General features: G+C 67.7%; 23 protein-coding genes and 1 tRNA gene. 9 read left to right on the top strand and 15 right to left on the bottom strand.

The features are described from left to right. Positions 1-175: 175 nt before the first annotated feature. The 8 genes from atpC to LHU95_RS04600 form a co-directional block, all read right to left on the bottom strand. Positions 176-586 carry an ATP synthase F1 subunit epsilon gene (atpC, locus tag LHU95_RS04635; protein ID WP_248710213.1) on the bottom strand — a complete coding sequence of 137 codons (411 nt, stop codon included), beginning with the start codon at positions 584-586 and terminating at the stop codon, positions 176-178. Between the two features lie 126 nt (positions 587-712). After that, entirely contained in the window at positions 713-2,140 is a 1,428-nt protein-coding gene (gene atpD, locus LHU95_RS04630) for a F0F1 ATP synthase subunit beta (protein WP_248710212.1), read from the bottom strand. A 15-nt stretch (positions 2,141-2,155) separates the two neighbouring features. After that, entirely contained in the window at positions 2,156-3,028 is an 873-nt protein-coding gene (locus LHU95_RS04625; RefSeq protein WP_248710211.1) for a F0F1 ATP synthase subunit gamma, read from the bottom strand. Between the two features lie 9 nt (positions 3,029-3,037). Further along, positions 3,038-4,570: a F0F1 ATP synthase subunit alpha gene (gene atpA / locus LHU95_RS04620; protein ID WP_248710210.1), complete on the bottom strand. Its 1,533-nt coding sequence runs from the start codon at positions 4,568-4,570 to the stop codon at positions 3,038-3,040. A gap of 1 nt (position 4,571) precedes the next feature. After that, positions 4,572-5,162: an ATP synthase F1 subunit delta gene (gene atpH / locus LHU95_RS04615; RefSeq protein WP_248710209.1), complete on the bottom strand. Its 591-nt coding sequence runs from the start codon at positions 5,160-5,162 to the stop codon at positions 4,572-4,574. A 125-nt stretch (positions 5,163-5,287) separates the two neighbouring features. Beyond that, positions 5,288-6,721, bottom strand: coding sequence for a GTPase domain-containing protein (locus LHU95_RS04610; protein ID WP_248710208.1), 1,434 nt, complete (start codon positions 6,719-6,721; stop codon positions 5,288-5,290). A 13-nt stretch (positions 6,722-6,734) separates the two neighbouring features. Further along, positions 6,735-7,373, bottom strand: coding sequence for a CoA transferase subunit B (locus tag LHU95_RS04605; protein ID WP_248710207.1), 639 nt, complete (start codon positions 7,371-7,373; stop codon positions 6,735-6,737). A 21-nt stretch (positions 7,374-7,394) separates the two neighbouring features. Then, positions 7,395-8,135, bottom strand: coding sequence for a CoA transferase subunit A (locus LHU95_RS04600; protein WP_349292687.1), 741 nt, complete (start codon positions 8,133-8,135; stop codon positions 7,395-7,397). 150 nt (positions 8,136-8,285) lie between these two features. Between LHU95_RS04600 and LHU95_RS04595 the strand changes: the two genes are divergently transcribed. From LHU95_RS04595 to LHU95_RS04580, 4 genes are all read left to right on the top strand, one after another. Next, positions 8,286-8,361, top strand: a tRNA-Ala gene (locus tag LHU95_RS04595). A gap of 70 nt (positions 8,362-8,431) precedes the next feature. Next, positions 8,432-10,495 carry a prolyl oligopeptidase family serine peptidase gene (locus LHU95_RS04590; RefSeq protein ID WP_248710205.1) on the top strand — a complete coding sequence of 688 codons (2,064 nt, stop codon included), beginning with the start codon at positions 8,432-8,434 and terminating at the stop codon, positions 10,493-10,495. A gap of 47 nt (positions 10,496-10,542) precedes the next feature. Further along, positions 10,543-11,532, top strand: coding sequence for a tripartite tricarboxylate transporter substrate-binding protein (locus LHU95_RS04585; protein ID WP_248710204.1), 990 nt, complete (start codon positions 10,543-10,545; stop codon positions 11,530-11,532). Positions 11,533-11,539: 7 nt separating this feature from the next. Further along, positions 11,540-12,577 carry an amidohydrolase family protein gene (locus LHU95_RS04580; protein ID WP_248710203.1) on the top strand — a complete coding sequence of 346 codons (1,038 nt, stop codon included), beginning with the start codon at positions 11,540-11,542 and terminating at the stop codon, positions 12,575-12,577. A 110-nt stretch (positions 12,578-12,687) separates the two neighbouring features. On the opposite strand, the gene LHU95_RS04575 is transcribed toward LHU95_RS04580, so the two are convergent. Continuing rightward, complete coding sequence (locus tag LHU95_RS04575; RefSeq protein ID WP_248710202.1) at positions 12,688-13,377, bottom strand: DJ-1/PfpI family protein; 690 nt, start codon at positions 13,375-13,377, stop codon at positions 12,688-12,690. Positions 13,378-13,548: 171 nt separating this feature from the next. Here LHU95_RS04575 and LHU95_RS04570 point away from each other — a divergent pair, with 171 nt between their 5' ends. From LHU95_RS04570 to LHU95_RS04550, 5 genes are all read left to right on the top strand, one after another. Then, complete coding sequence (locus LHU95_RS04570) at positions 13,549-14,523, top strand: tripartite tricarboxylate transporter substrate binding protein (protein ID WP_248710201.1); 975 nt, start codon at positions 13,549-13,551, stop codon at positions 14,521-14,523. Between the two features lie 15 nt (positions 14,524-14,538). After that, positions 14,539-15,987: an amidohydrolase family protein gene (locus LHU95_RS04565; RefSeq protein WP_248710200.1), complete on the top strand. Its 1,449-nt coding sequence runs from the start codon at positions 14,539-14,541 to the stop codon at positions 15,985-15,987. Between the two features lie 170 nt (positions 15,988-16,157). Continuing rightward, positions 16,158-16,433, top strand: a complete 276-nt coding sequence (locus tag LHU95_RS04560) for a hypothetical protein (protein WP_248710199.1) — start codon at positions 16,158-16,160, stop codon at positions 16,431-16,433. A 226-nt stretch (positions 16,434-16,659) separates the two neighbouring features. Beyond that, positions 16,660-18,597, top strand: coding sequence for an acetate--CoA ligase (gene acs, locus LHU95_RS04555; RefSeq protein WP_248710198.1), 1,938 nt, complete (start codon positions 16,660-16,662; stop codon positions 18,595-18,597). Beyond that, entirely contained in the window at positions 18,594-19,283 is a 690-nt protein-coding gene (locus LHU95_RS04550; protein WP_248710197.1) for a hypothetical protein, read from the top strand. The genes acs and LHU95_RS04550 overlap by 4 nt, the downstream gene beginning before the upstream one ends. A gap of 366 nt (positions 19,284-19,649) precedes the next feature. On the opposite strand, the gene LHU95_RS04545 is transcribed toward LHU95_RS04550, so the two are convergent. From LHU95_RS04545 to coxB, 6 genes are all read right to left on the bottom strand, one after another. Next, positions 19,650-20,762 carry an IS4 family transposase gene (locus LHU95_RS04545; protein WP_248710196.1) on the bottom strand — a complete coding sequence of 371 codons (1,113 nt, stop codon included), beginning with the start codon at positions 20,760-20,762 and terminating at the stop codon, positions 19,650-19,652. Between the two features lie 101 nt (positions 20,763-20,863). Then, on the bottom strand, positions 20,864-21,625 hold the full coding sequence (locus LHU95_RS04540; protein ID WP_248710195.1) for a hypothetical protein: 762 nt from the start codon (positions 21,623-21,625) through the stop codon (positions 20,864-20,866). 133 nt (positions 21,626-21,758) lie between these two features. Beyond that, on the bottom strand, positions 21,759-21,887 hold the full coding sequence (locus LHU95_RS23325; RefSeq protein ID WP_283094288.1) for a hypothetical protein: 129 nt from the start codon (positions 21,885-21,887) through the stop codon (positions 21,759-21,761). Then, the gene (locus tag LHU95_RS04535; RefSeq protein WP_248710194.1) at positions 21,884-22,804 is read right to left on the bottom strand and encodes a heme o synthase; all 921 of its coding nucleotides are present in this window, start codon (positions 22,802-22,804) and stop codon (positions 21,884-21,886) included. The genes LHU95_RS23325 and LHU95_RS04535 overlap by 4 nt, the downstream gene beginning before the upstream one ends. Positions 22,805-22,933: 129 nt before the next feature. Further along, the gene (gene ctaD / locus LHU95_RS04530) at positions 22,934-24,520 is read right to left on the bottom strand and encodes a cytochrome c oxidase subunit I (protein WP_248710193.1); all 1,587 of its coding nucleotides are present in this window, start codon (positions 24,518-24,520) and stop codon (positions 22,934-22,936) included. A gap of 38 nt (positions 24,521-24,558) precedes the next feature. Further along, positions 24,559-25,410, bottom strand: a complete 852-nt coding sequence (gene coxB, locus LHU95_RS04525) for a cytochrome c oxidase subunit II (protein ID WP_248710192.1) — start codon at positions 25,408-25,410, stop codon at positions 24,559-24,561. Positions 25,411-25,542 lie beyond the last annotated feature (132 nt).

Raw genomic sequence — 25,542 nt, 5'->3', positions numbered from 1 at the left:
CGATGGGTCACATCGCCGGATGAAGGTGCAGGAAACTGTGAAAACCACGCAGGTTTTCACCCTGCCAGGGAGCTCGAGGGGCTGGCCCCGCGAACGCGCCATGCCAGCCTGTCAGAAAAAGGGCGGCGGCCTTCGGAACGCGCGCGCCCTGGCATCCGCAGGCGCGACCAGCGAATCAGGCAGCTTCGGCGACGTCCCGCATCACGCGCATCGCCAGCAGATTGGCCATGGCGGCATCACGCTTTTCCGGCGTGTCGTTGCTGGCGGCGGCGTAGGCGGCCTCCGCCTCGACGACGCGGCGGTCCGCTTCGACCTTGGAGAGTTCGGCCAGCGGCGTCGCTTCATCCGCGAGGATGGTCACACGCTCCGGCGTGACCTCGGCAAAGCCGCCCGCCACGAAGAGGCGCTCGGCATCCTTGCCGCCTTCCATCACGCGAATCGTGCCGCCACGCAGCGTCACGATCATCGGCGCATGGCCGGGCAGCACGCCCATCTCGCCCTCGGCGGCGGGAATGACGACCATCTCCACCGCGCGGGAGAGCAGGAGCTTCTCCGGGGAGACGAGTTCAAGCTGGAAAGTGGCCATCAGAATTCCCCGTCAGTCCACGGGCGCGAAAGCGAGGCGCCCCACATACCCTGCGCGGTGCGGCCTTGGGTGCCGCCCGCGCCACCGTATCGCCAGGTGCCGGAAATGCCGGCACCCGTCCCTGGATCAGGCCGCCTGCTTCAGCGTCTCGGCCTTCTTGGCGGCCTCTTCGATGGTGCCGACCATGTAGAAGGCCGCTTCCGGCAGATGGTCATACTCGCCATTGCAGATGGCGGCGAAGCTGCGGATCGTATCCTCCAGCTTCACGAAGACGCCCGGCGAGCCCGTGAAGACCTCGGCCACGTGGAAGGGCTGGCTGAGGAAGCGCTGGATCTTGCGCGCGCGCGCCACGATCAGCTTGTCCTCTTCCGAAAGCTCATCCATGCCCAGAATGGCGATGATGTCCTGCAGCGACTTGTAGGTCTGCAGGATCTTCTGCACTTCGCGCGCCGTGTTGTAGTGCTCGGGCCCGACCACGCGCGGGTCCATCGCGCGCGAGGTGGAGTCGAGCGGGTCCACGGCCGGGAAGATGCCCAGCTCCGCGATGGAGCGGTTGAGCACCGTCGTCGCATCAAGGTGCGCGAAAGAGGTGGCGGGGGCCGGGTCGGTCAGGTCGTCGGCGGGCACGTAGATGGCCTGCACCGAGGTGATCGAACCCTTCTTGGTCGAGGTGATGCGCTCCTGCAGGGCGCCCATATCCGTGGACAGCGTGGGCTGATAGCCCACGGCCGAGGGGATGCGGCCCAGCAGGGCGGACACTTCGGCGCCCGCCTGGGTGAAGCGGAAGATGTTGTCGATGAAGAAGAGCACATCCTGGCCCTGCTCATCGCGGAAGTATTCCGCCATGGAGAGGCCCGAGAGCGCCACGCGCGCGCGCGCACCCGGCGGCTCGTTCATCTGGCCATAGACCAGCGCCACCTTGGAGCCATCGGTATTGCCATCGCCGAGCTTGATGACGCCGGCGTCAATCATCTCGTGATAGAGGTCATTGCCCTCGCGGGTCCGCTCACCCACGCCGGCGAAGACGGACACGCCGCCATGGCCCTTGGCGATGTTGTTGATCAGCTCCTGGATGGTCACGGTCTTGCCCACGCCGGCGCCGCCAAACAGGCCGATCTTGCCGCCCTTCAGGTAAGGGGCCAGCAGGTCGATCACCTTGATGCCGGTGACCAGGATTTCGGCACTCGTCGCCTGCTCGTCGAAGGCCGGGGCTTCGCGGTGGATCGGGTAATACATGGCGGCGGGCACCGGGCCGCGCTCGTCAATCGGCTCGCCGATCACGTTCAGGATGCGGCCCAGCGTGCCGGGGCCGACGGGGACGGAAATGCCCTTGCCGGTATCGGTCACTTCCGTGCCGCGCACCAGGCCGTCCGTCGTGTCCATGGCGATGCAGCGCACCGTGCGCTCACCCAGGTGCTGCGCCACTTCGAGGACGAGCTTCTGCTCGCCGATCTGCAGGGTCAGCGCGTTCATGATCGAGGGCAGTTCGGCGGGGAACTGGACGTCCACCACGGCGCCGAGCACCTGCGTCACCTGACCGACATTGTTCTTCATGTGCGGGAATCCTTCTTAAAGGGCTTCAGCACCGGAGATGATTTCGATCAGCTCCCGGGTGATGTTGGCCTGACGCGTGCGGTTGTAGTTCAGCGTGAGCTTGTTGATCATCTCGCCCGCATTGCGCGTGGCGTTGTCCATGGCGGTCATCTGGCTGCCGTAGAAACCGGCGGCACTTTCCAGCAGGGCGCGATAGACCTGGATGGCGAGGTTCTGCGGCAGGATGCGCGCCAGAATCTCCTCCTCGGTCGGCTCGAACTCGTACTGCATGCCGCCATCGGCCGCCGCCTCGGGCATCGGCGAGGGGATCAGGCGCTGATCCACCGGCGTCTGGCTGATGACGTTCTTGAAGCGGTTATAGACCAGGGAGCAGACGTCGAATTCGCCGGCTTCCAGCATCTCGCTGATCTTGGCGGTCACCGCGGAGGCGTCGTCGAAGCCGATGCGCTTCTTGTTGGCGAAGCTGAATTCCGCCACGAAGCGGTTGGCGAATTCGCGCTTGAGATAGACGGCGCCCTTGCGGCCCACGGTCATGATCTTGACCGTCTTGCCCTCGGCCTCCAGCGCGCGGATCAGGATCCGGGCATGGCGGCCGACATTGGTGTTGAAGCCGCCGCACAAGCCGCGCTCGGCCGTCACCACCACCAGCAGATGCACCTTCTCGGCCCCCGTGCCGACCAGCAGCTTCGGCGCATCCGGGCTGCCGGCGACGGAGGCGCCCAGCGAAGCCAGCATCCGCTCCATGCGCTCGGCATAGGGGCGGGCGGCCTCGGCCTGGCTTTGCGCGCGGCGCAGCTTGGCGGCGGCCACCATCTTCATCGCCTGCGTGATCTTCCGCGTGGATTTTACGCTGTTGATCCGCAGACGGAGGCTTTTCAACGTGGCCATGTCAGAGGCTCAGCCGAAGGACTTCAGGAAGCTGTCGAGGAAGGCCACCAGCTTCGCTTCCACATCCTTCTTGATCTCGCGATCATTGCGGATGCTGGCAACGATATCCGGCGCGGAGGCCTTCAGCTCGCTCAGCAGGCGGCTTTCGAATTCGCCCACCTTGTTCAGCGGCAGGCGGTCGAGATAGCCGCGCGTGCCGGCGAAGATGGCAATCACCTGCTCCTCGACCGGAACCGGCTTGAACTGCGGCTGCTTCAGCAGCTCCGTCAGGCGGGCGCCGCGGTTCAGCAGCGCCTGGGTGGAGGCATCCAGATCCGAGGAGAACTGCGCGAAGGCCGCCATCTCACGGTACTGCGCCAGCTCCAGCTTGATCTTGCCGGCCACCTGCTTCATCGCCTTGATCTGCGCGGCGGAACCGACGCGCGAGACGCTGAGCCCGACGTTCACGGCCGGCCGGATGCCCTTGAAGAACAGCTCCGTCTCCAGGAAGATCTGGCCATCAGTGATCGAGATCACGTTGGTCGGGATATAGGCGGACACGTCGCCGGCCTGCGTCTCGATGACCGGCAGCGCCGTCAGCGAGCCCGAGCCGAAATCATCATTCATCTTCGCCGCACGCTCCAGCAGGCGCGAATGCAGATAGAAGACGTCACCCGGATAGGCCTCGCGGCCCGGCGGGCGGCGCAGCAGCAGCGACATCTGGCGATAGGCGACGGCCTGCTTGGAAAGGTCATCGTAGAAGATGACGGCGTGCATGCCATTGTCGCGGAAGAACTCGCCCATGGCGCAGCCCGTATAGGGGGCCAGGAACTGCATCGGCGCCGGGTCGGAAGCGGTGGCGGCGACGATGATGGAATACTCCAGCGCGCCCTGCTCCTCCAGCGTCTTCACCAGCTGCGCCACGGTCGAGCGCTTCTGGCCGATCGCGACGTAGATGCAATAGAGCTTCTTGCTCTCGTCATCGCCGGCGTTGATCGTCTTCTGGTTGATGATGGTGTCCACGATCACGGCGGTCTTGCCGGTCTGGCGGTCACCGATGATCAGCTCGCGCTGGCCACGGCCGATCGGGATCAGCGCATCGATCGCCTTGATGCCGGTCTGCATCGGCTCATGCACCGACTTGCGCGGGATGATGCCCGGCGCCTTCAGCTCGGCGCGCATGCGGACCACGTCGGTCAGCGGGCCCTTGCCGTCAATCGGATTGCCCAGGCCGTCCACGACGCGGCCCAGCAGGCCCTTGCCGACGGGGACGTCCACGATGGCGCCGGTGCGGCTGACCGTGTCGCCTTCCTTCACCGAAAGGTCGGAGCCGAAGAGCACGATGCCGACATTGTCGGTCTCGAGGTTCAGCGCCATGCCCTTGATGCCGGAGGCGGGGAAATCCACCAGCTCACCCGCCATGACGTTCTGCAGCCCGTAGACGCGGGCAATGCCGTCACCCACCGTCAGCACGGTGCCGACCTCGGCCACATTGGCGGAGGCGTCGAAGCTCGCGATCTGCTGCTTCAGGATCTCGGAAATTTCGGCCGGACGGATTTCCATCTCAGGCGGCTCCCTTCATGGCATATTGCAAACGCTGCAGTTTCGATTTCAGGCTGTTGTCGTAAAGCCGCGAGCCGATGCGGACGATCAGCCCGCCCAGGATCGCGTTATCCACCGTCTCGGCCAGCTTGACGCCGGAAAAGCCGCCTTCGGTCAGCCGCGCCACGATCTGCGCGCGCTGCGTATCGGTCAGCGGGAAGGCCGTGGTGACCTGCGCCACCTGCTGGCCCCGCCGTTCGGCCAGCTTGGCGCCAAAGGCGGCGGCCACGGCCGGAAACTGGCTGAGGCGGCGATTGGCGATCATCACGCCCATCAGCTTGCGGACCTCATCGCCGATGCCGGAGCTTTCGATGATGGCGAAGATCGCCTTCTGCTGCTCGGCGGCACCGCGGCGCGGATCGGCCAGGAAGGCGCGGAAATCGGCGTCGTTCCGGTAAACGGAGTACAGCCCCTCGATATCGGCGGCGATGCGGTCCATCGCGCCGGGCTCGGTGGGGCGGGCATCATCGGCGATGCTCAGAAGGGCCAACGCGTAGCGTTCGGCGATACCGCCGATGTGATGCGCGTTCGAGGAAATGGTTTCGGCAGCCACCTGGGTTCCCGGTCCTGTTCCTGGGGTTAGCCGCCAAGGGCATCCTGGCAAGGCAGCGGGCTCTACCATAGGCTTTTCCGCACCGCAACCAAGCGCGGCCTCGGAATCGCAAAGCCCGCAAGCCTTTATTTTCCGGGAGGATCAGCGCGGCGCAGCAGGGCGCGGATCGCGCCCCAGCCGCCCCGGAGAACCTGGCCCGCCTCGGCCCGCAAGCCGGGGGCGGCGGCCTCCCGCAGCAGGCGCTCATGCCGCGACAGTCGTGCGGCATCCCGCCCGGCCAGGATGGCGCGCCAGAGGGGTTCGAGCTCCCCGGTGGGCAGCGCCAGCGGGATCACGGATTCCTCCGGCACCAGGAATTCCTGGGCCAGCGCCTCGGGCGAGGCATCGGGGGCGAGGTCGTGGCGCGTCATCGCCACCAGCAAGGGCGGCGGCCGGTGGCGCGATTGCTGGCCGGCCCAGCCGCGCAGCGCTTCCAGCGCCGCGAGGTCCAGCGCGCGGTCCGCCGCATCTGCCGCCGCGACATAGAGGATCATGTCGGCCCGGACGGCCTCGCGCAGGAAGGGGCCGGCACGGGTCAGTGGCGGCATGTCAACGATGTTCAGCGCCGGGCGGCCGGGGGCTTCCACCCGGTGCTCACGGATGTAGCGGCTGCCAGGCCTGGCCCGCGGCGTTCCCGCCAGCGTGTTCAGCAGCGTGCTCTTCCCGGCCCCCGCCTGGCCGGCCAGCAGCAGCCGCAGCGGCGCCTCCGGCTCGGCCTCGGCCGCATCGGCGCGGGCCAGGGCCGCGAGCTCCATGGAGGACAGCCGCAGCCGGCCCGAATACAGGTCAATCGCCGCCCGGCCGGTCTCCTGGATCAGCTGCGTGGTGGCCTTGCGGCGCATGTTTTCGCCCAGGAAGCTGCCGGTGGTGCCGGCGGCATAGCGCGCCGCCTCCTGCGCCGCGGCCTGGAGCGGGTTCAGCATGCGGCCCAGCCGATACACCGTCTCGCCGATGTTATAGACCGCCCGCGCCCCGGCGCCGTAGCGGTCCACCATGCGCTGCAGCCAGAGCGCGTCACTGATCCGCAGGCGCGACGCGCCAGGCCACTGCACCACCCAGCGGCGCAGCCGCCCGGCCACCTGCTCGGTCAGCAGCAGGGCTTCGGGCAGCGTCACCCGGGCCATGGGGTCGGGCAATTCGGGGTGGAAGTGCCGGGCGACCAGCTCGATCGATTCCCAGGCCAGCGCCTCCACCCGGGCGCGATCGTCGAAATCGAGCGGCTCGGCCCGGGCGGCGAAGGCCTGGATCTTGCCCCAGGCCTCGGCCTCCTCGGCGTTCCAGGCGGCTTCGGGGAAATCATCCGAGGCGCGCATCTGCGCGATTCGCCGCTCGGCGCGGCGGCGAACCATGATGCGCAGCGGCACGCCCAGGATGCCCAGCGCCGCCGCCGCCAGCGCCCATTCCAGGACGCGGGCGTTTTGCCAGAGCCACAGGAAGCCCAGGCCGAACAGCGACAGCCAGGGCAGCGCCAGCAGCGTGGCCAGCGTCAGTTCAAGCCAGTAGCGGCGCAGCCAGGTCACGCGCCGGGCCGCATCAGGCGGCTTGGAACTCCGCCGCCGTCTTGGCGCGCAATTCCTCCAGGCTGACACCGGGGGCGAGTTCCACCAGCGTCATCCCCGCATCGCCGCGCCGGTCAATGCGGAACACCGCAAGCTCGCTCACCACCATGTCCACCACGCGCTGGCCGGTCAGCGGCAATTCGCAGGCCTTGAGCAGCTTGGGCTTGCCGCCCGCCGTATGCTCCATCAGCACGATGACGCGCTTGACGCCGGCGACGAGGTCCATCGCACCCCCCATGCCCTTCACCATCTTGCCCGGGATCATCCAGTTCGCGAGGTCCCCATTCTGCGCGACCTGCAGGGCGCCCAGGATCGAGAGATCGATATGCCCGCCGCGGATCATGGCGAAGCTGTCGGCGCTGCTGAAGATGCTGGTGGTGGGCAGCATGGAGACGGTCTGCTTGCCGGCATTGATGATGTCGGCATCCTCCGTCCCTTCCTCGGGGAAGGGGCCGATGCCGAGCATGCCGTTCTCGCTTTGCAGCTGCACGGAAATGCCGGGCGGAATGTGGTTGGCCACCAGCGTCGGGATGCCGATGCCGAGATTGACGTAGAAGCCATCTTCCAGTTCGGCGGCCGCGCGGGCGGCCATCTGGTCACGGGTCCAGGGCATGTGTGTTCTCCTTTTGCCGGATCAGGCGGTGGCGTCGCTGCCGGCGCCGGCGGCGGCCAGGCGCGGACGGACGGTGCGGTTCTCGATTCGCTTCTCGTAGTCGGCGGGCAGCGCCACGATGCGCTTCACGAAGACGCCGGCGGTGATGACATGGTCGGGGTCGATCTGCCCGGGCTGCACCAGATGCTCCACCTGCGCCACCGTGACCTTGGCGGCCGTCGCCATCATCGGGTTGAAGTTGCGCGCGGTGCGCCGGTAGACGAGGTTGCCCTCGGTATCGCCCATATAGGCGTGCACCAGAGCGAGGTCGGCCACGATGCCGCGCTCCATCAGATAGGTCTCGCCATCAAACACCTGGGTCGGCTTGCCCTCGGCGACGGCGGTGCCGACACCGGTCTTGGTGAAGAAGGCGGGGATGCCGGCGCCGCCCGCGCGAATCCGCTCGGCCAGGGTGCCTTGCGGGTTGAATTCGATCTCCAGCTCACCGGCCAGGAACTGGCGGGCGAATTCGGCGTTTTCACCGACATAGCTGGCGATCATCTTCTTGATCTGGCGGGTGCGCAGCAGCTTGCCCAGGCCCACATCATCAATGCCGCAATTATTCGAGACGACGGTGAGGTCCTTCACACCGGATTCCTTCACGGCGTCGATCAGCAGGGCAGGTATGCCGCAGAGGCCGAAGCCGCCGGAATGGATCACCATCCCGTCCCGCAGCAGCCCGGCCAGGGCGGCCGTGGCGTCCGGATAGACCTTTCGCATCATCATCGTCCTTTGGATTTGGTGAGGATCAAACTAGCCGCGCGGCGTGGCGCGCGAAAGGGCGCGAGAATTTCCCGCCGGTGGGCCCGGGGGTGGGGTTGCGGCCCGCGCGCCGGGTGGCTATACGGCCGCACTCCCGACGGGGTGACCTGGGGGGCCATAGCTCAGTTGGTAGAGCGCTTGAATGGCATTCAAGAGGTCGGCGGTTCGATTCCGCCTGGCTCCACCACCTGACATCCCCGATCCGGCGCGGCACAAGGGCATTCGGCGCAGCGACGCGCCAGAAAGCCAAGCCGCCCATGCCCGCACACACCGCCCCCCGCCCCAGCCTCGCCGCACCGGATGACGACCCCTGGCTCTGGCTCGAGGAAATCGACGGTGAGGCCGCCCTCGCCTGGGTCAACGCCCAGAACGCCGCCACGCTGGCGCGCCTCGCTGATGCGCGGTTCGAAGCCGATCGCGCTGCGGTGAAAGCCCTGCTCGACCGGCCGGACAAGCTCGCCCAGGTCACCCGGCGCGGCCGGCATCTGTATAATTTCTGGCAGGATGCGGCGCAGCCGCGCGGCATCTGGCGCCGCACCAGCCTCGAATCCTATCGCGGCCCGACGCCGGACTGGGAGATCCTGCTCGACCTCGACGCCCTGGCGGCAACCGAGGGCGAGGATTGGATCTGGTTCGGCGCCATCACACTGCCGGGCACGCATGCGCGCGCCATGCTGCATCTCTCGCCCGGGGGCGGCGATGCGGTGGTGTTGCGCGAATTCGATCTCGAAACCCGCAGCTTCGTGCCGGATGGCTTCGTCCTGCCGGCCGCCAAGGGGGGCATGGTCTGGCTCGATCAGGACCGGCTGCTGCTCTCCTCGGCGCATGGCGAGGGCATGGCCACCCGCGCCGGCTATGCCCGCTGCGTGCGGCTCTGGCAGCGCGGCGAGGCGCCGGGCCAGGCGCGCGTGATCTTCGCCGGGGATGACGCGGACATGGCCATCTGGGGCGATGTGGACCGCGAGGTACCGGGCCGGCTGGTCTTCTTCCGGAAGCCCAGCTTCTTCGCCACGGACACCCATCTCGGCGATCTCTCGGGGCCACGGCACCGGCTGGACCTGCCCGGCGATGCGGAAGCCCGCTGGTCGCGCGGCTGGCTCATCGTGCGGCCGCGCAGCCCCTGGCTGGGCCATGCGGCCGATACGCTGCTGGCGATCCGCCTGGATGCCTTCCTGGCGGGGGGGCGCGCTTTCACCGTGCTCTCGATGCCCGCGCCGCGCCGCGCGCTCTCGGGCTTCTTCTGGTGCGATGGGCGGCTGGTCGTCGCGGGGCTGGATGAATTGCGCCCGGTCTTCATCATCCTGACCCCCACGCCCGAAGGCTGGAGCCAGGCCAGCTTGCCGGGCCTGCCGCAGATCGGCGTGGCGCATCTCTGGTCGCTGGACATGGAGGAGGAGGAATCGGACGGCACGCTGCTGATCCAGCGCGAGGACCCGCTGCAACCGCCCGCCCTCCTGCTCACCAGCACGCAGCTCGCGACACCCGCCCTGCTGAAGCAGGCCTCACCCGCCTTTGACGCGCAGGGCCTCGTCGTCACGCGGCATGAGGCGATCTCGGTGGATGGCGAGCGCATCCCCTATGTGCAGACCGGCCCGGCCGGACTGACGGGCGAGGCGCCGGTGCATCTGGGCGGCTATGGCGGGTTCCGCATCTCGCGCCTGCCCGGCTACCAGGGCGTCATCGGCAAGCTCTGGCTGGAGAAGGGCGGCACCAGCGTCGTCGCCAATATCCGCGGCGGGGGTGAGTTCGGCACGCGCTGGCATGAGGCGGCGCTGCGCGAGAAGCGGCATCTGGCGCATGATGACTTCGCCGCCGTCGCGGCCGATCTGGTGCGCCGCGGCGTGACCCGGCCGGGGCGGATCGCCGCCGAAGGCGGCTCCAATGGCGGGCTGCTCATCGCCAATATGCTGACGCGCTATCCCGAGCGTTTCGGCGCGCTGTTCTGCACCGTGCCGCTGATCGACATGCGCCGCTTCCCGCAGTTGCTGGCCGGTGCCAGCTGGATCGCCGAATATGGCGACCCCGCGGTGCCGCAGGATTGGGAGTTCATCCAGCATTTCTCGGCCTATCACGTGGCCGAGCCTGGGCGGACCTATCCGCCCATCCTGCTGGCGACGCGCCGGCGGGATGACCGCGTGCATCCGGGCCATGCCCGCAAGATGGCCGCGAAACTGCAGGCCATGGGCTATCCCGCGCTGTTCCATGAACCCGGCGCCGGCGGCCATGGTGTCGCGACCGACAATGGCGAGGCGGCGAGCTTCGCCGCATTGGGGGCCGCTTTCCTGCGCCGGGCCATCGGCTGGGAAGCGCCATTGGCCTGAGCGCGCCGCCGCCCCATGATGGGCGTGTCTTCGGGAGGATACCCAGAATGAAAGAACTCCGTTCGGGGCGCCGCGCCATGCTGGCCGCCCCCCTGGCCCTGGTGGCGCCCGCCCTTGTCAAACCCGCTGGCGCGCAGGCCGCCTGGCCCAACCGGCCGGTGCGCATGATCGTGCCCTGGCCGGCCGGCGGCGCGGCCGATCTCGTTGGCCGGCTTTACGCCCAGGCGCTGGCGCAGCGCACGGGCCAGCCCTTCATCGTGGAAAACCGCGGCGGTGCCACGGGCACCATCGGCGAACAGGCGCTGATCCAGGCGCCCGCCGATGGCACCACCATCATGAACCAGGCCACACCCATCTCGGTCACCCCCGCGCTGTTCGCCGGGCAGCGCCATGTGCCGGAGCGCGAATTCATCCCCGTCTTCCAGACCATGTCCGTGCCGCAGCTCGTGCTGGTCGAGCGGAATTCGCCGGCACGGAACGTGGCCGAGCTGATCGCGCTGATGCGCGCGGCCGATGGCGATTTCGCCGCCGGTTCCTCCGGCATCGGCTCGCAGCAGCATCTGGTGCTGGAGCTGTTCCTGCGCCAAGCCGGGGTGAAGGCGAACCACATCCCCTATCGCGGCGGCGCGCCCGCCCTGACCGATCTGATCGCCGGGCAGATCAGGCTGTTCTTCGGCAATGTGAACAGCGCCGTGGCGCAGGTGCGGGACGGCCAGGTGCGCGCCCTGGCCCATACCGGCGCGCGCCCGCGCATCAACGCCCTGCCGGATCTTCCGGCGCTGTCGGAGACGCTGCCCGGCTTCGCCACCGTGGAATGGAACGGCATCTTCGTCCGGGTCGGCACGCCGGCCCCGGTGGTGGAGCGGCTTTCGGCCCTGCTGAACGAGATCGTGGCCGATGCCGCCTTCCAGCAAACCCTCCGCGCCAGCGACCTGACGGCCGAACCCAATACGCCCGAGCAATTCGCCGGCTTCTTCCGCAGCGAGAGCGCCAAATGGCAGTCCTTCGTGCGCGAAGCCAATATCCGGCTGGAATAGGGCCCCAATGGTGAGCATGATCCCGCCCCCCTCGATGACCGCCTCGCGCCACATCGCCATCCGCGAGGCCTGGCTTGCGCAGCATGCCGAGGCGATCCTGGAGCCTGACCTGCCGATCATTGATCCGCACCATCACATCTGGGACCACGCGGACCAGCGCTACCTGCTGCCCGAATTCCTGGCCGATGCCGGCACGGGGCATGACATCCGCGCCTCCGTCTTCATCCAGTGCAGCTCGCAATACGACATGACCGAACCGCCCGAGCGCCGGCCGCTCGGCGAGACGCGCTTCATGACGCGCGTGGCGGAAGCCGCCGAAACCGCCACCACGCGCGCCTGCGCCGGCATTGTCGGCCTGGTGGACCTGACGCTGGGGGATCGCGTGGTGCCGCTGCTGGAGGAGCATGTGGCCATCGCCGGCGGGCGTTTCCGGGGCGTGCGCAACCGCACCGCCTGGGATGCCGCACCCAACATTCGCAGCAATCTCGAATCGCCGCCGCCCGGCCCCTTGCCGCTGCCCGCCTTCCGCGAGGGCGCGCGGCGCCTGGCCGCGATGGGGCTGACGCTCGATGTCTGGGCCTATCACCCGCAGCTGGCGCAGGTGCTGGCGGTGGCGCGGGCGGTGCCGGAGGTGACGCTGATCGTCAATCATTGCGGCGGGCCGATCGGCCTTTCGCCCTATCGGCGGGCGGATGTCTTCGCGGCATGGCGCGCCTCGGTCACGGCGCTGGCGGGCTGCCCCAATGTGATGATGAAGCTGGGCGGGCTGGCGATGGATGTGGGCGGCTATGCTTTCCACCAGCAGCCCATGCCGCCAAGTTCGATCATCCTGGCCGAGGCCTGGCGCCCGGCGATCGAGACCTGCATCGAGGCCTTCGGCGCCGAGCGCTGCATGTTCGAGAGCAACTTCCCGGTGGATAAGGGCATGTGCAGCTATCCGGTGCTGTGGAACGCCTTCAAGCGCCTGGCCACCGCCGCCAGTGCGAGCGAACGGACGGCGCTGTTCTCCGGCACGGCAGCGCGGGTTTACCGACTTTCTGTCTGAAGAGCCTCCGGCGGCTGGGGCCTCAGGCCCCAGACCCCGTTTGTTTGAGGAGACCGCCCAGGAATGGGGTCTGGGGCCTGAGGCCCCAGCCGCCGGAGGCCCCCTCTACCTCACCCCAACCGCGCCGCCGCCCTCTCCACCGCCGCCGCGCGAATGGCCCGCCGCGCCGCGCCCGCATGGCGCGCCCGCTCCACGATCGCCGCCGGCGCCACGAAGGGCGTGCCGGCATTGAACGGGGGTGCCGGGTCATATTCGATCTGCAGCTGGATCCCCATCGCCACATCCTCGCCGGCGAGATCCGCCACCACCTGCAAGGCCATGTCGATGCCCGAGGTGACGCCGCCCGCCGTGTAGATATTCCCGTCCCGCGTCATCCGCGCATCGCTGACCTCGGCGCCGAATTGCGTCAGCAGGTCGCGCGCGGCCCAATGCCCGCCGGCGCGCTTGCCGCGCAGCAGGCCGGCCGCACCCAGCAACAGGCTGCCGGTGCAGATGCCGAAGATATGCTTCGCACCCGCCCCCTGGCGGCGCACGAATTCCACCGTTTCCGCATCCAGGATCGCGTCATCCGTGCCCGGGCCGCCGGGGATGATCAGCAGGTCGAATTGCGGCGCCTCGGCAAAGGCGAGGGAGGGGGTGATGACCAGGCCGCGATCGGTCTTCACCGGGTGGATCGTCTTGCCCACCACCTCGGTCCGCCAGCCCGGCAGGCGGGCAATGACCTCATAGGGGCCGGTGAGGTCGAGCTGCGTCATGCCGGGAAACAGCAGAAGCCCGGCGATGGGTTGGGTGGCGGACATGGTGTTCTCCTGTGGCGCTGGGGCAGCCTGCAACGCATCACGCCCCGGGGCGAGGGGCAACGCCCAAGCTTTGGGCAAGGAGCCGACGCGCGGCGCCCATTCCCGGCGAAGGCCCCTTCCCGCCCGGCCCCCGGGGCGCGAGGCTGCGCCAACCTTGCGGAGAATACCCCCATGCCAACCACCCGCCGCGCCTTGCTGCTGGCCCCCCTGGCCACACCTGCCCTGGTCTCTCCTGCCTTGGCGCAGGCCCCCTTCCCCGACCGGCCGATCCGGCTCGTCATCGGCTATCCGGCCGGTGGCGGCGTGGATACGGTGGGGCGGCCCATCATGCAGAAGCTTTCCGAACGGCTGGGCCAGCCGGTCGTCGTGGAAAATCGCGGCGGCGCCAATGGCAATATCGCCATGGAATTCATGGCGCGCGCGGAACCCGATGGGCACACGCTGTTCATGGGCGATGCGGGCAATCTGGGCATCACCCATGCGCTCTATCCCAGCCTGCCCTTCGACACGCAGCGAGATTTCGTGGGTGTCGCGCAGTTGACCGCCGGGCCTTCGGTGCTGGTGGTTTCGGCCGCGGTGCCGGCCCGCAACCTGGCGGAGTTCGTCGCCCTGCTCAAGGCGCGGCCGGATGCGCTGAATTTCGGCTCGGCCGGCATCGGCTCCGGGCCGCATCTCTTCTACGAATCCTGGCGGCGCGCGGCGGGGGTTTCCATGACGCATGTGCCCTATCGCGGGACCGGGCCGGCACTGCAGGGGCTGCTGGCGGGCGATGTGCATCTGATGATCGGCAATTACGGCGTGTTCCGTGGCGCGCATGAGGGCGGCCGGGTGCGCGTGCTCGCTATCTCCTCGCCCGAGCGGCATCCCGGCCTGCCGGATATTCCCACCGTGCGGGAGACCGGCACCGACTGGGTGCTGATGGGCTTCAACGGCATCATCGCCCCCGCCCGCATCCCGCCCGCGCGGCGCCAGCTTCTGGAGGATGGCTTCCGCGCCGTGATGGCCACGCCCGAAATGGCGACCCAGATGACCAGCATGGGCTCCGTCGCCGCCTTCACGACCGGCGTGGTCCTCGATGCCCATATGCGGGAGCAGCGCGCCTTCTGGACGCGGCTGGTGCGCGAGGCCAACATCCAGGCCGAATAGAGGGGGGCACAACCCATGCTGCTGATCCGCCACGCGACCATCGTCACCGGCGATGCCGCCGGCACCATCCATCACGACGGCGCCATCGCGATCGAGGGCAACCGCATCGCGGCCCTCGGCCCCGATGCGGAGATCGTGGCACGGCATCCGGGCGCCGAGATGGTGGACGCCGCGGGCCGCGCCATCTTCCCGGGCTTCGCCAATATCCACACGCATCTGGTGATGACGCTGGCGCGCGGCGTCTTCGAGGATCTCTCGCCGCCGCATGATCCGCCCTTCACGGGCGGGCTCTCGCCCATCCCGCTGCCGCCGCTGACGCCGCATGAGCAGGCGGTGATGTGCGAACTGGGCGCGCTGGAGGCCATCCGCTCGGGCACCACCGCCATGCTGGAGGATGCCTCCCAGATCGAGAATTACGCGGATCGGATGGAAGCGACCGGCCTGCGCATGCTGCTGACCGAGCGCGCCTGGGACCGCATCGGCACCTCCATCGGCGATCCGGCGGAATTCGTGCGCGACGCGAAGGTGGGCGAGGCCGGGATCGCCCGCATCCGGGCCCTGCACGCGAAGTGGAATGGCGCGGGAGAGGGGCGCATCAGGGTCGGTGTCTCGGCCTGGTCGCCCGACATGTGCTCGCCCGAATTGCTGCGGGCGCTGCGGGCCTTGCAGCAGGAGCTGGACACCATCTGCACCATCCATCTCAACCAGATCTGGGGCGAGGTGGCGGCCATCCAGGCGCATCACAACATGCTGCCGACCGAGTTCCTGGATTCCATCGGCTTCATCCATGACCGGATGATCGGCGCGCATTGCCGCTGCATGGCGCCGATGGAGGAAAAGATCCTCGGCAAGCGGGGTGCCCATGTGGCCTTCAACTCCGCCATCGCGGCGCGGCGCGGCCTCAGCCCGCGCGTCTGCGAAATGGCCGAGGCCGGCGCCAATATCGGCATGGGCACCGACAACATGGCCGAGGATATGGTGGAGGCGATGCGCACCGGCCTCTTCATGGAGCGCGTGCGCCGCCGCGATGGCCGCAACCCCACGCCGGAGGAAGCGCTGCGCTGGGCCACGCGCAATGGCTACAAGGCGATGGGCGTGCCCGATGGCGGCTGGCTGGCGGAAGGCAACCTCGCGGATCTCATCATGATCCGCACGGACCGCGCGCATCTGGTGCCCTTCCTGCGCCCCGTCTCGGTCTTCTTGCATCAGGGCCAGGCGGCGGATGTGGAGGATGTGATGGTGGATGGGCGCTGGGTGATGCGCGATGGCGTGGTGCTGACCATGGATGAGGCGCGCATCCTCCGCGAGGCGAACGAGGTTTCCAACCGCGCCTGGGCGCGCCTCTTTGCCGAGCGGCCGGATATCGAAATCCCCGAGGGCTTCCGGCCGCTGCCGGCGGCGACGGCCGATTCGGGGCAGCGCGTTTCGCTGCATCCGGTGGGGCCAGGCCCGCTGGTGGCGTGAGCCCCGGCCGGCGCAGCTGATTGCGGCAGCCCGCCGCAATCGCCTTCAATCCGCCGCGCCTGCCTTCAAGAGACCTTGGCGCCGCCCAAAGCCCGGCACGGGCGGCGCGCAAATTCCTCCTCACACGAAGCCCACCCCGGGCAACGTGGTTCCCCAAGGAGGAACATTCCATGGTCAAGACTTTCCGCCCCGCCTTCCTGACCCTCGCGCTGCTCGTCGGCGCCGCCCCGGCCTTCGCCCAGGGCGTCAGCACCACGCCCGCACCGGCCAGCACCAGCACGCAGCGCCCCTTGGCTGCCGCCCCCGCGACGCCCGCCAACCCGGCCGGCCAGGTCGGCACGCAGCGCCCGGCGACGCCGAGCCAGGCCCAGGCGCCCGCCCGCCCCGCGCAGCCCTCCGGCAGCGCCGCGACCACCCCGGCGCCGACCGCGCCGCGCACCAACTGATCCACCGCCTCTGATCCACCCCCTGCCCGGACTGGCCCACCGGACAGGGGTTCCACCCCAGGGCCGGACTTCCTCTTCCCAACCCGAACTCGCCCTCCCCGGCTCACCCCGGGGAGGGTCTTTTTTTTATGACCCGCGCCGTGACATTGACGCGGCGCAAGGCGGCGTGCGGTTATCCTCCGCAGACAGGCTCGCCAAGCCTGCAAGGTCGAGGAAGGAAACGTTCATGTCGGATGACGCGCTCATCGCCATCAAGCCCAGCATTGCCAGCACGGCCAAGGTCACGGCGGAGATCCGCGCCGCCATGGTGGCGCAGGCGAAGAACGACCCCGACGGCTTCTGGCGCGGCGAGATGAACCGCATCGCCTGGATGAAGCCGCCGACGAAGATCAAGAACACGAGCTTCACCGGCGATGTGAGCATCAAGTGGTTCGAGGATGGCGAGCTCAACGCCTCCGTCTCCTGCCTGGACCGCCACATCGAAGCCGGGCGCGGCGACCAGGTGGCGATCATCTGGGAGGGCGATGACCCCGGCAGCGACAGCAAGGTGACCTATGCCGAGCTGCATGCGCAGGTCTGCCGCATTGCCAACGCCATGCGGGCCCTTGGCGTGAAGAAGGGCGACCGCGTCTGCATCTATCTGCCGATGATCGTGGAAGCGGCCGTCGCCATGCTGGCCTGCGCACGGATCGGCGCCGTGCATTCCATCGTCTTTGGCGGCTTCAGCCCGGACAGCCTCTCCTCCCGCATCCAGGATTCCGAGTGCAAGCTCCTGCTGACGGCCGATGAAGGCCGCCGCGGCGGCCGCAAGGTGCCGCTCAAGGTGAATGCCGATGAGGCGCTGCTCTCCTGCCCCTCGATCGAGCATGTGCTGGTGGTGCGCAACACCGGCTCGCCCGTCGCGATGACCGAAGGGCGCGACATCTGGTGGCATGAGGCCGCCGCCGCCCAACCCGCCACCTGCGCGCCCGAGCGGATGAACGCGGAGGACCCCCTGTTCATCCTCTACACCTCCGGCTCCACCGGGAAGCCCAAGGGCGTGCTGCACACGACCGGCGGCTACATGGTCTGGGCCAGCTTCACGCATGAGATGGTGTTCGACTACCGCCCGGGCGAAATCTACTGGTGCACGGCGGATGTGGGCTGGGTGACCGGCCACACCTACATCGTCTATGGCCCGCTCGCGAATGGCGCCACCACGCTGATGTTCGAGGGCGTGCCCAACTACCCCGATTTCGGCCGCATGTGGCAGGTGGTGGACAAGCATCAGGTCAACATCTTCTACACCGCCCCCACCGCCATCCGCGCCCTGATGCGCGAGGGCGACGCGCCGGTGAAAAAGCACTCCCGCAAGTCGCTGCGCGTGATGGGCAGCGTGGGCGAGCCGATCAACCCCGAGGCCTGGCTCTGGTATTACCGCGTGGTGGGCGAGGAGCGCTGCCCCATCGTGGACACCTGGTGGCAGACCGAGACGGGCGGCATCCTGATCTCGCCGCTGCCCGGCGCCGTGGCGCAGAAGCCCGGCTCGGCCACGCTGCCGCTGCCTGGGGTGTTCCCCGCCCTGGTGGATGCGGAAGGCAAGTTCCTGGAGGGAGCGACCGAGGGCAACCTCGTCATCACCGATAGCTGGCCGGGCATGATGCGCAGCGTCTATGGCGACCATCCGCGCTTCATCCAGACCTATTTCTCCACCTTCCCCGGCCTCTATTTCACGGGCGACGGCGCGCGGCGCGATGCCGATGGCTATTACTGGATCACCGGCCGCGTGGATGACGTGATCAACGTGGCCGGCCACCGCATGGGCACGGCCGAGGTGGAGTCTGCCCTCGTCGCGCACCCGAAGGTGGCCGAGGCCGCCGTGGTCGGCATGCCGCATGACCTGAAGGGCCAGGGCATCTACTGCTACGTCACGCTGAACGCCGGCGAGGAGCCGACCGATGCGCTGAAGAAGGAGCTGATCGCCTGGGTCCGCAAGGAAATCGGGCCGATCGCCACACCGGATGCCATCCAATGGGCGCCCGGCCTGCCCAAGACGCGCTCGGGCAAGATCATGCGGCGGATTCTCCGCAAGATCGCGGCGAATGAGACGGATGCGCTGGGCGATACCTCGACCCTGGCGGACCCCGCCGTGGTGCAGGACCTCGTGGAAAACCGCGTCGGGTGAAGGTGTTCATCGGGCATGACCCGCGCGAGGATCTGGCGTGGCAGGTGTGCCGCCACGCCATCCTCCGCCACAGCCCGACACTGAGCGTGCATCCGTTGCGCCAGGAGGTGCTGCGCGAACTGGGCCTCTATACCCGCGCGCCGGATTTGGCGGCGAGCACGGCGTTTTCGCTGACGCGCTTCCTGACGCCCTATCTGGCGGCGCCCGATGTCGCGGCGGATGACGGCTGGAGCCTCTTTGCCGATTGCGACATCCTGTTCACCGTGGATCTGCGCCGCATCCTGGACGGGCTGGCGCCGGGCAAGGCCGTGCATGTGGTGCAGCATGACTATGCGCCACGCCAGGCGATCAAGATGGATGGCCAGCCCCAGGCGCGATATCCGCGCAAGAACTGGTCCTCCCTGATGCTGTTCAACGGCGCGCATCCCGCCACCCGGGCCCTGACGCCCGCAGTGGTGAACCGAATGACGCCCGCCCAGCTGCACCGCCTCGAATGGGCCGGGGGCGATGCGGCGATCGGCGCCCTGCCCCCCGCGTGGAATTTCCTGGTGGGCGAATATGAGCCGCCCGAAGCGACCCCCTGGGGCATTCATTTCACCAATGGCGGGCCCTGGTTCAGCGAAACGCGCGATGTGGATTACGCGCATCTCTGGGAGGCGGAGCGGCGTCTCTGGGCCGGCGCCTAGCAGGCGGCGGGATCAGGCGAGGCAGCGGGGCCTTTGCCCGAGGGCGCTCCCGAACCAGGAACCCCGGTGTCCTGGATCTTCGATGACACAAACCCCCGAATGAAGGTGCAGGAAACGCGTTTCCTGCCGGGGAGCTCGAGGGGCTGGCCCCATAGGCGCTAACATAACGCTGCTTTTGGCGTTTGCAGGAGCGAGACTTGTCGCTGTCGTCGACGCGGCGTGTCGGCGAGGCGATGGTGGGGAAACAGCCCGCGTTGCAGCAGAGCGGTGATGGAAATCGCGCCTGCGATGGCGGCGCGGAGCGCGTCGAGAGCGAGGCTTTGCAATCGCCACAGCGAGGGCTGTCGGCTCAGTGCGACGTTGTCCTCAGGGGAAAGATTCCAGGAAGTCCTGGCTCAATTCGTCCGACAGCAGTGCCAGGATCAGGTGAGCGTAGAGCCAACTTCGCGAGGCGGCTTCGGTGTGCGTCGGCAACGCGTCGATATGCAGCAGGGACTTCAGTCGCTTGAACGCCAGTTCGATCTGCCAACGCAGGCGATAGGCTGCGACGATCTGATCAGCCGGATATCGCTCTGCCGGCAGGGACGTCGCCAGGATCAGGAACTCCGCTGCGGCCAGGGTTTTCGGCTGCACCGCCTGTTGCCTGCGCTGCGCTGCTTTCAGCACCGTGCGCTGCGTCGCCAGCGTCGCGTCGGGAGATTTGCGCAGGATCACGATGCGCAGTGGTAAGGTCTTGTGCTGGCCTCTCACCTGGGCCTGAACAGCGACCTCATGCAGCACCTCATCTTTCGGCAGCGTCGCCAAGTGTCCTGTCAGGTCAAAGCGCTGGCCCTCATTGCCGAGCAGTATCATGCCCGCAGGGCGCGTCCGTACGATGAAGTCGGCCTGCCTCTCGCCATTCAGGAAGCGTTGCAGGGACGGTGTGCGGCCATAGCCGCGGTCGGCGATGCGCACTTCGCCCGGCACGGCTGCACCCCGGTCGAGCGCCTCGGCGCCGCGGCTATCCGTCACCTCGAAATGTGCAAAGCCGCCACGGTCGAGGTCATAGACCGCATGGATGCGCCAGTCGGCATTGGTGCTGCCGGGCTGTGCCACGCAGGTGCTATCGGCGATCCGCAGGCAGCGGCCCGGCCAATACAGGCCATGGATGGGCAGGCCTTCGCTGGTCGCACGATCCACCAACAGTCGCGTGATCAGGGCCGACAGGAACCCTGCCGCCTTGTCGAGGCGATGCTTGAGCGCGGGATCACTGAGTTGCGCCACGCCGTGCATCCCGGCCCACGCCGCCGTCTGACGCAGCGACATGCCCCCTGGCCCTCGCGCCAGCGCCAGGCGCAGCAGCGCGGCACCACTGCTGACGCCACGTCGCCGGGTCAGCGCACCGTGACGCCGCGCCAAATCATCCAGGTCGAGGCCATCCGGCAGCCGCGCCAGAACCTCCGCGAAAGCGCCGTCACGCGCAGATGCTTCCGTGTGCATCTACACCATGAATCACAGCGCCCCGCGCCGTGACAACCACTTAAGTTAACGCCTATGGGGCTGGCCCCTCGACCCCACCCCCGGAGTCCATCAGCCGCCCGCTACGCATAGGTCTCGGCCACGCGCCGGTCATCCATCCGACGCAGGAAATCCAGGAACCAGCGATAGCGTTCCGTCAGGCTGCGGATGGTTGCGGGCTGCAATTCGGTGCGATGCCGCCCGGGGGCCGTATCCGCGCCCGCCCAGCTCTGGCCGATCCAGGCCTTGTTCCCGGCCAGGTTGGCCACGCGCTCGCGCTCAAGAGCCGCCCGGCGTTCCGGCGGGAGGGTTGCCAGCGGTGCTTCCAGGAAGGTGGCGATGCGCTGCGTCACCTCATCGAAATGCAGGCAATACATTGCATAGCCGATGAAGATGCGATCCGCCGGGGCAATCCGCCGCACGACATCGAGGAAACCTTGCAGCAGGGGCCGGAAATCCTGCGCCAGCACCCAGGCATCCATGCCCATGGCCGCGATATGCTGCCGGCGGGCGGCCTCCGTCTCGGGCGACTCGCCCGGCATGGGATGGACGAATTGCCAGTGGAACTGGTTGCAGAGCAGGTCCCGCGGGTCCCGCGTGTTGAGGATGAAGCGGTAATCCCGCAACGGCGTTGCCGGATTGAAACGCTCGGGCGCGTTATGCTTGATCAGGTGATCCTGAGGGGGCGGCGTTTCGCTGGCCACCCGGTCCATCCGGCCTGCGGCGTAATGATCCGCCACCCAGCCCAGCGGATGATACCGCCCGCGCCCAATGGCCGAAATGGCGCGGAACATCGAGCCATTGGCGCTGGTCGGCGTCGAGAGGAAGATCACGCTGCGGGCCATGGGGTCTTCTGCCGGCGGTGGGTGGACCGGGATGTTGCCGAAGGATCGCCGCGACGCAAAGCCAGGCCGGCGTAAGACTGGGCTCGGCCTTGGCTGTGCCGCCGGAAACAGCCAGCGGGAGCCAACCCCAGGCTCAGCCGCGCAGCAGGCGTGCCACCGAGATGAAGTAGAACAGGATCGAAAGCCCGGCCAGCGCGCCCAGGATCGCCCAGTTCCGCGCGCGGCGGCGGCGCTCGAAGATCAGCTTTTCCTCGGGCGTCATGCGAGGATCAGCCGGTCCAGCGCCAGGGCCCCGAACAGCAGGAACAGATAGGAGATGCTGTATTTGAAGCAGCGCTTGGCCGGCATGTCCTTGGTGAGGGAGACGCCTGCCTCATCCTGTTCGTCGCGCCAGGTGAGCCAGGCATGGCGCAGGAAATTCGCGCCGAGCCCCGCGGCCACGGCGCCATAGACCCAGGTGTTGAAGCCCATCAGCCAGGGCGCCAGCGTCAGCGGCACCAGCAGCACCGTGTAGATCACCACCTGCTTGCGGGTTTCGCGCGCGCCATGCGTCACCGGCAGCATGGGCACGCCGGCACGCTCATAATCCTGATGCGCCCAGAGCGAGAGCGCCCAGAAATGCGGCGGCGTCCACATGAAGATGATGGCGAAGAGCACGAGCGGCAGCGGTTCCATGCTGCCGGTCACCGCGATCCAGCCGATCAGCGGCGGGAAGGCGCCGGCCGCGCCGCCGATGACGATGTTCTGCGGCGTGCGGCGCTTCAGCAGCATCGTGTAGATCACGACGTAGAAGAAGATCGAGAAGGCCAACACGCCAGCGGCCAGCCAATTGGTGGCAAGCCCCATCAGGGCCACGGAGCCCACGGCCAGCACCACGCCATAGGTGAGGGCGGCATCAGCGCTGATGCGGCCGGTCGGGATAGGGCGCTTGATGGTGCGGCGCATGATCGCGTCAATATCGCGGTCATACCACATGTTCATGGCACCCGCCGCACCGGCCGCGATGGTGATGCAGAGAATGGCCGTGACGGCCAACACCGGATGCATGGCGCCGGGCGCCACCAAGAGCCCGATGATGCCGGTATAGACGACGAGCGTCAGCACGCGCGGCTTGAGCAGCGTGATCCAGTCGCGCACCTCGGAGGCGCCGGCGATGTCTGTGGTGGTCACGTCACTCATTTGGGTCCTCGATTGAGGGGCTTTGCCCCTCAAACTCCCCAGCAAGAACCTCAGGTTCTTGCAACTCCGAGGAATGGGGGTGCAGGGGACGAGTCCCCTGCTGGGGGAGTTTGAGGGGGCAACGCCCCCTCAACGGATCTTCGGCAGCTCATCGAAGCTGTGGAAGGGCGGCGGGCTGCTGATCTGCCATTCCAGCGTCGTCGCACCCTCACCCCAGTAATTGGCCGGGACCGGCGCGCCGCGCTTGAAGGTCACGTACATCACGTAGAAGAAGAAGATGAAGCCCGAGACCGAGATATAGGCACCCAGCGAGGCGATCAGGTTCCAGCCCCAAAAAGCGTCAGGATAATCCGGGTAGCGGCGCGGCATGCCCTGGTTGCCCAGGAAGTGCATCGGGAAGAAGGTCAGGTTCACGCCGATGAAGGTCAGCCAGAAATGGATCTTGCCGAGCTTCTCCGGGTACTGCTTCCCGCTCATCTTGCCGATCCAGTAGTAGATGCCGGCATAGATGCCGAACACCGCGCCCAGGCTCAGCACGTAGTGGAAATGCGCCACCACGTAATAGGTGTTGTGCAGGATCTGCGTGATGCCCGCATTGGCCAGCACGACGCCCGTCACACCGCCGAGCGTGAACAGGAAGATGAAGCCGATGGCGAACAGCATCGGCGTGTCGAACCGCATGGAGCCACCCCACATGGTGGCGATCCAGGAGAAGATCTTCACACCCGTCGGCACCGCGATGACCATGGTCGCCGCCATGAAGTAGGCCCGCGTGTCCACATCCATGCCGGAGGTGTACATGTGGTGCGCCCAGACCACGAAGCCAACCACGCCGATCGCGACCATCGCATAGGCCATGCCGAGATAGCCAAACACCGGCTTCTTGGAGAAGGTCGAGATGACATGGCTGATGATGCCGAAGGCCGGCAGGATCATGATGTAGACTTCGGGGTGGCCGAAGAACCAGAAGAGGTGCTGGAACAGCACCGGATCACCGCCGCCGGCCGGGTCGAAGAAGGCCGTGCCGAAGTTGCGGTCGGTGATCAGCATGGTGATGGCACCACCCAGCACCGGCACCGCCAGCAGCAGCAGGAAGGCCGTGACCAGCATGGACCAGACAAAGAGCGGCATCTTGTGCAGCGTCATGCCCGGGGCGCGCATGTTGAAGATGGTGGTGATGAAATTCGCGGCACCCAGGATCGAGGAAGCGCCGGCCAGGTGCAGGGCGAACAGCGCCATGTCCATGGCGGGGCCGGTCTGATACTGGTCATCCGAAAGCGGCGGATAGATCGTCCAGCCCGCGCCGGCACCGCCGCCCACGAAGAGCGAGCCGCCCAGCAGCAGGAAGGCCGGCACCAGCAGCCAGAAGGAGATGTTGTTCAGCCGCGGGAAAGCCATGTCCGGCGCGCCGATCATGATGGGCACGAACCAGTTGCCGAAGCCGCCGATCAGTGCGGGCATGATCACGAAGAACACCATGATCAGGCCATGGGCCGAGACATAGGCGTTCCACATCTGCCCGTCGGAGAAGATCTGCAGGCCCGGCTGCTGCAACTCCAGGCGCATCAGCACCGAGAGGCCGATGCCGATGATCGCGGCGAAGAGCGAGAAGATGATGTAGAGGGTGCCGATATCCTTGTGATTGGTGCTGAACAGCCACCTGCTCACGAAGCCCGGCTTGTGGTCGTCATGTCCATGCGCGTCCGCGTATGCCATGTGCCTTGTGCCTTTCCTGAAGCCTTTTGCCGGCTGCGTTACTGACGCGCCGCTGCGATTCGAATGGTGTCGTTGGCCGCATCCGCAAGGGCGGGGGCGGCGTCATCCTGGCGGGCGAAGCGCGTGCGCGCGCTGGCCACCCAGGCGTCGAACTCCTCCTGCGGCACGGCCTTCACCACGATGGGCATGAACCAGTGATTGGTCCCGCAGATCTGGTTGCACTGGCCGTAGAAGGTGCCGACGCGGTCGGCCCGCATCCAGGTCTCCAGCGTGCGCCCGGGAATGCTGTAGCGCTGCACACCGAGGCTGGGGACGAAGAAGCTGTGGATCACATCGGCGCCATTGGTCATGACGCGGATGGTCCGGCCCACCGGCACCAGCAGCGGCTCGTCCACTTCCAGGCCGCGCAGCTGGCCCGGGCGGATTTCGTCATCCTGCAAGGGGCGGCTGTCGAAGCTGAAATTGCCGTGGTCGGGGAACTGATAGCTCCAGTACCATTGATGACCCGTCACGTTGATCGTGAGGTCGGCGTCGCGCGCCCGGTCCTGGTAGTAGATCAGCCGGAAGGAGGGGATGGCGATGACCAGCAGGATCAGCACCGGGATCACGGTCCAGGCGATTTCGAGCGTGGTGTTGTGGCTGTTCTGCGAGGGGACGGGGTTGCGCGCGGCGCTGTAGCGCCAGGCGCACCAGGCCAGCAGCATCGCCACGAAGATCGTGACGGCGACCATCAGCCAGAACACCAGTTCATTGAAGCTGGAAATGGCGTCCTTGATCGGACCGCCCGATTCCTGCAGCCCCATGCCCCAGGGCACCGGGGCGCCCACCATCGGCGGTTGCGCCTGGGCCCAAGCCATGCCGGCCAGGGCGGTCACGCCCAGGACAGCCATTCCGAGAATTCGTCCGATACGCCCGATCACGCGCCGCACCTTGCCCCAAAACCTGAAGCGATGACCCGGGGCCATCGCCCGGCGGCCACATCGGCCACCTGCCGGCGCAGCATGGCATCCCCCGCTGGAGGG

The organism is Sediminicoccus sp. KRV36, from assembly GCF_023243115.1.
Taxonomy (GTDB): Bacteria; Pseudomonadota; Alphaproteobacteria; order Acetobacterales; family Acetobacteraceae; genus Roseococcus.
Note: the sequence above shows the minus strand (reverse complement) of the source record. Positions and strands in the feature narration are given on the sequence as shown.

What these genes read in the sequence shown, in the direction of transcription:
- atpC (WP_248710213.1), bottom strand. Translation starts at nt 586, where the DNA reads ATGGCCACTTTCCAGCTTGAACTCGTCTCCCCGGAGAAGCTCCTGCTC.
- atpD (WP_248710212.1), bottom strand. Translation starts at nt 2,140, where the DNA reads ATGAAGAACAATGTCGGTCAGGTGACGCAGGTGCTCGGCGCCGTGGTG.
- LHU95_RS04625 (WP_248710211.1), bottom strand. Translation starts at nt 3,028, where the DNA reads ATGGCCACGTTGAAAAGCCTCCGTCTGCGGATCAACAGCGTAAAATCC.
- atpA (WP_248710210.1), bottom strand. Translation starts at nt 4,570, where the DNA reads ATGGAAATCCGTCCGGCCGAAATTTCCGAGATCCTGAAGCAGCAGATC.
- LHU95_RS04605 (WP_248710207.1), bottom strand. Translation starts at nt 7,373, where the DNA reads ATGCCCTGGACCCGTGACCAGATGGCCGCCCGCGCGGCCGCCGAACTG.
- LHU95_RS04600 (WP_349292687.1), bottom strand. Translation starts at nt 8,135, where the DNA reads ATGATGCGAAAGGTCTATCCGGACGCCACGGCCGCCCTGGCCGGGCTG.
- LHU95_RS04590 (WP_248710205.1), top strand. Translation starts at nt 8,432, where the DNA reads ATGCCCGCACACACCGCCCCCCGCCCCAGCCTCGCCGCACCGGATGAC.
- LHU95_RS04585 (WP_248710204.1), top strand. Translation starts at nt 10,543, where the DNA reads ATGAAAGAACTCCGTTCGGGGCGCCGCGCCATGCTGGCCGCCCCCCTG.
- LHU95_RS04580 (WP_248710203.1), top strand. Translation starts at nt 11,540, where the DNA reads ATGGTGAGCATGATCCCGCCCCCCTCGATGACCGCCTCGCGCCACATC.
- LHU95_RS04575 (WP_248710202.1), bottom strand. Translation starts at nt 13,377, where the DNA reads ATGTCCGCCACCCAACCCATCGCCGGGCTTCTGCTGTTTCCCGGCATG.
- LHU95_RS04570 (WP_248710201.1), top strand. Translation starts at nt 13,549, where the DNA reads ATGCCAACCACCCGCCGCGCCTTGCTGCTGGCCCCCCTGGCCACACCT.
- LHU95_RS04565 (WP_248710200.1), top strand. Translation starts at nt 14,539, where the DNA reads ATGCTGCTGATCCGCCACGCGACCATCGTCACCGGCGATGCCGCCGGC.
- LHU95_RS04560 (WP_248710199.1), top strand. Translation starts at nt 16,158, where the DNA reads ATGGTCAAGACTTTCCGCCCCGCCTTCCTGACCCTCGCGCTGCTCGTC.
- acs (WP_248710198.1), top strand. Translation starts at nt 16,660, where the DNA reads ATGTCGGATGACGCGCTCATCGCCATCAAGCCCAGCATTGCCAGCACG.
- LHU95_RS04545 (WP_248710196.1), bottom strand. Translation starts at nt 20,762, where the DNA reads ATGCACACGGAAGCATCTGCGCGTGACGGCGCTTTCGCGGAGGTTCTG.
- LHU95_RS04540 (WP_248710195.1), bottom strand. Translation starts at nt 21,625, where the DNA reads ATGGCCCGCAGCGTGATCTTCCTCTCGACGCCGACCAGCGCCAATGGC.
- LHU95_RS23325 (WP_283094288.1), bottom strand. Translation starts at nt 21,887, where the DNA reads ATGACGCCCGAGGAAAAGCTGATCTTCGAGCGCCGCCGCCGCGCGCGG.
- LHU95_RS04535 (WP_248710194.1), bottom strand. Translation starts at nt 22,804, where the DNA reads ATGAGTGACGTGACCACCACAGACATCGCCGGCGCCTCCGAGGTGCGC.
- ctaD (WP_248710193.1), bottom strand. Translation starts at nt 24,520, where the DNA reads ATGGCATACGCGGACGCGCATGGACATGACGACCACAAGCCGGGCTTC.
- coxB (WP_248710192.1), bottom strand. Translation starts at nt 25,410, where the DNA reads ATGGCTGTCCTGGGCGTGACCGCCCTGGCCGGCATGGCTTGGGCCCAG.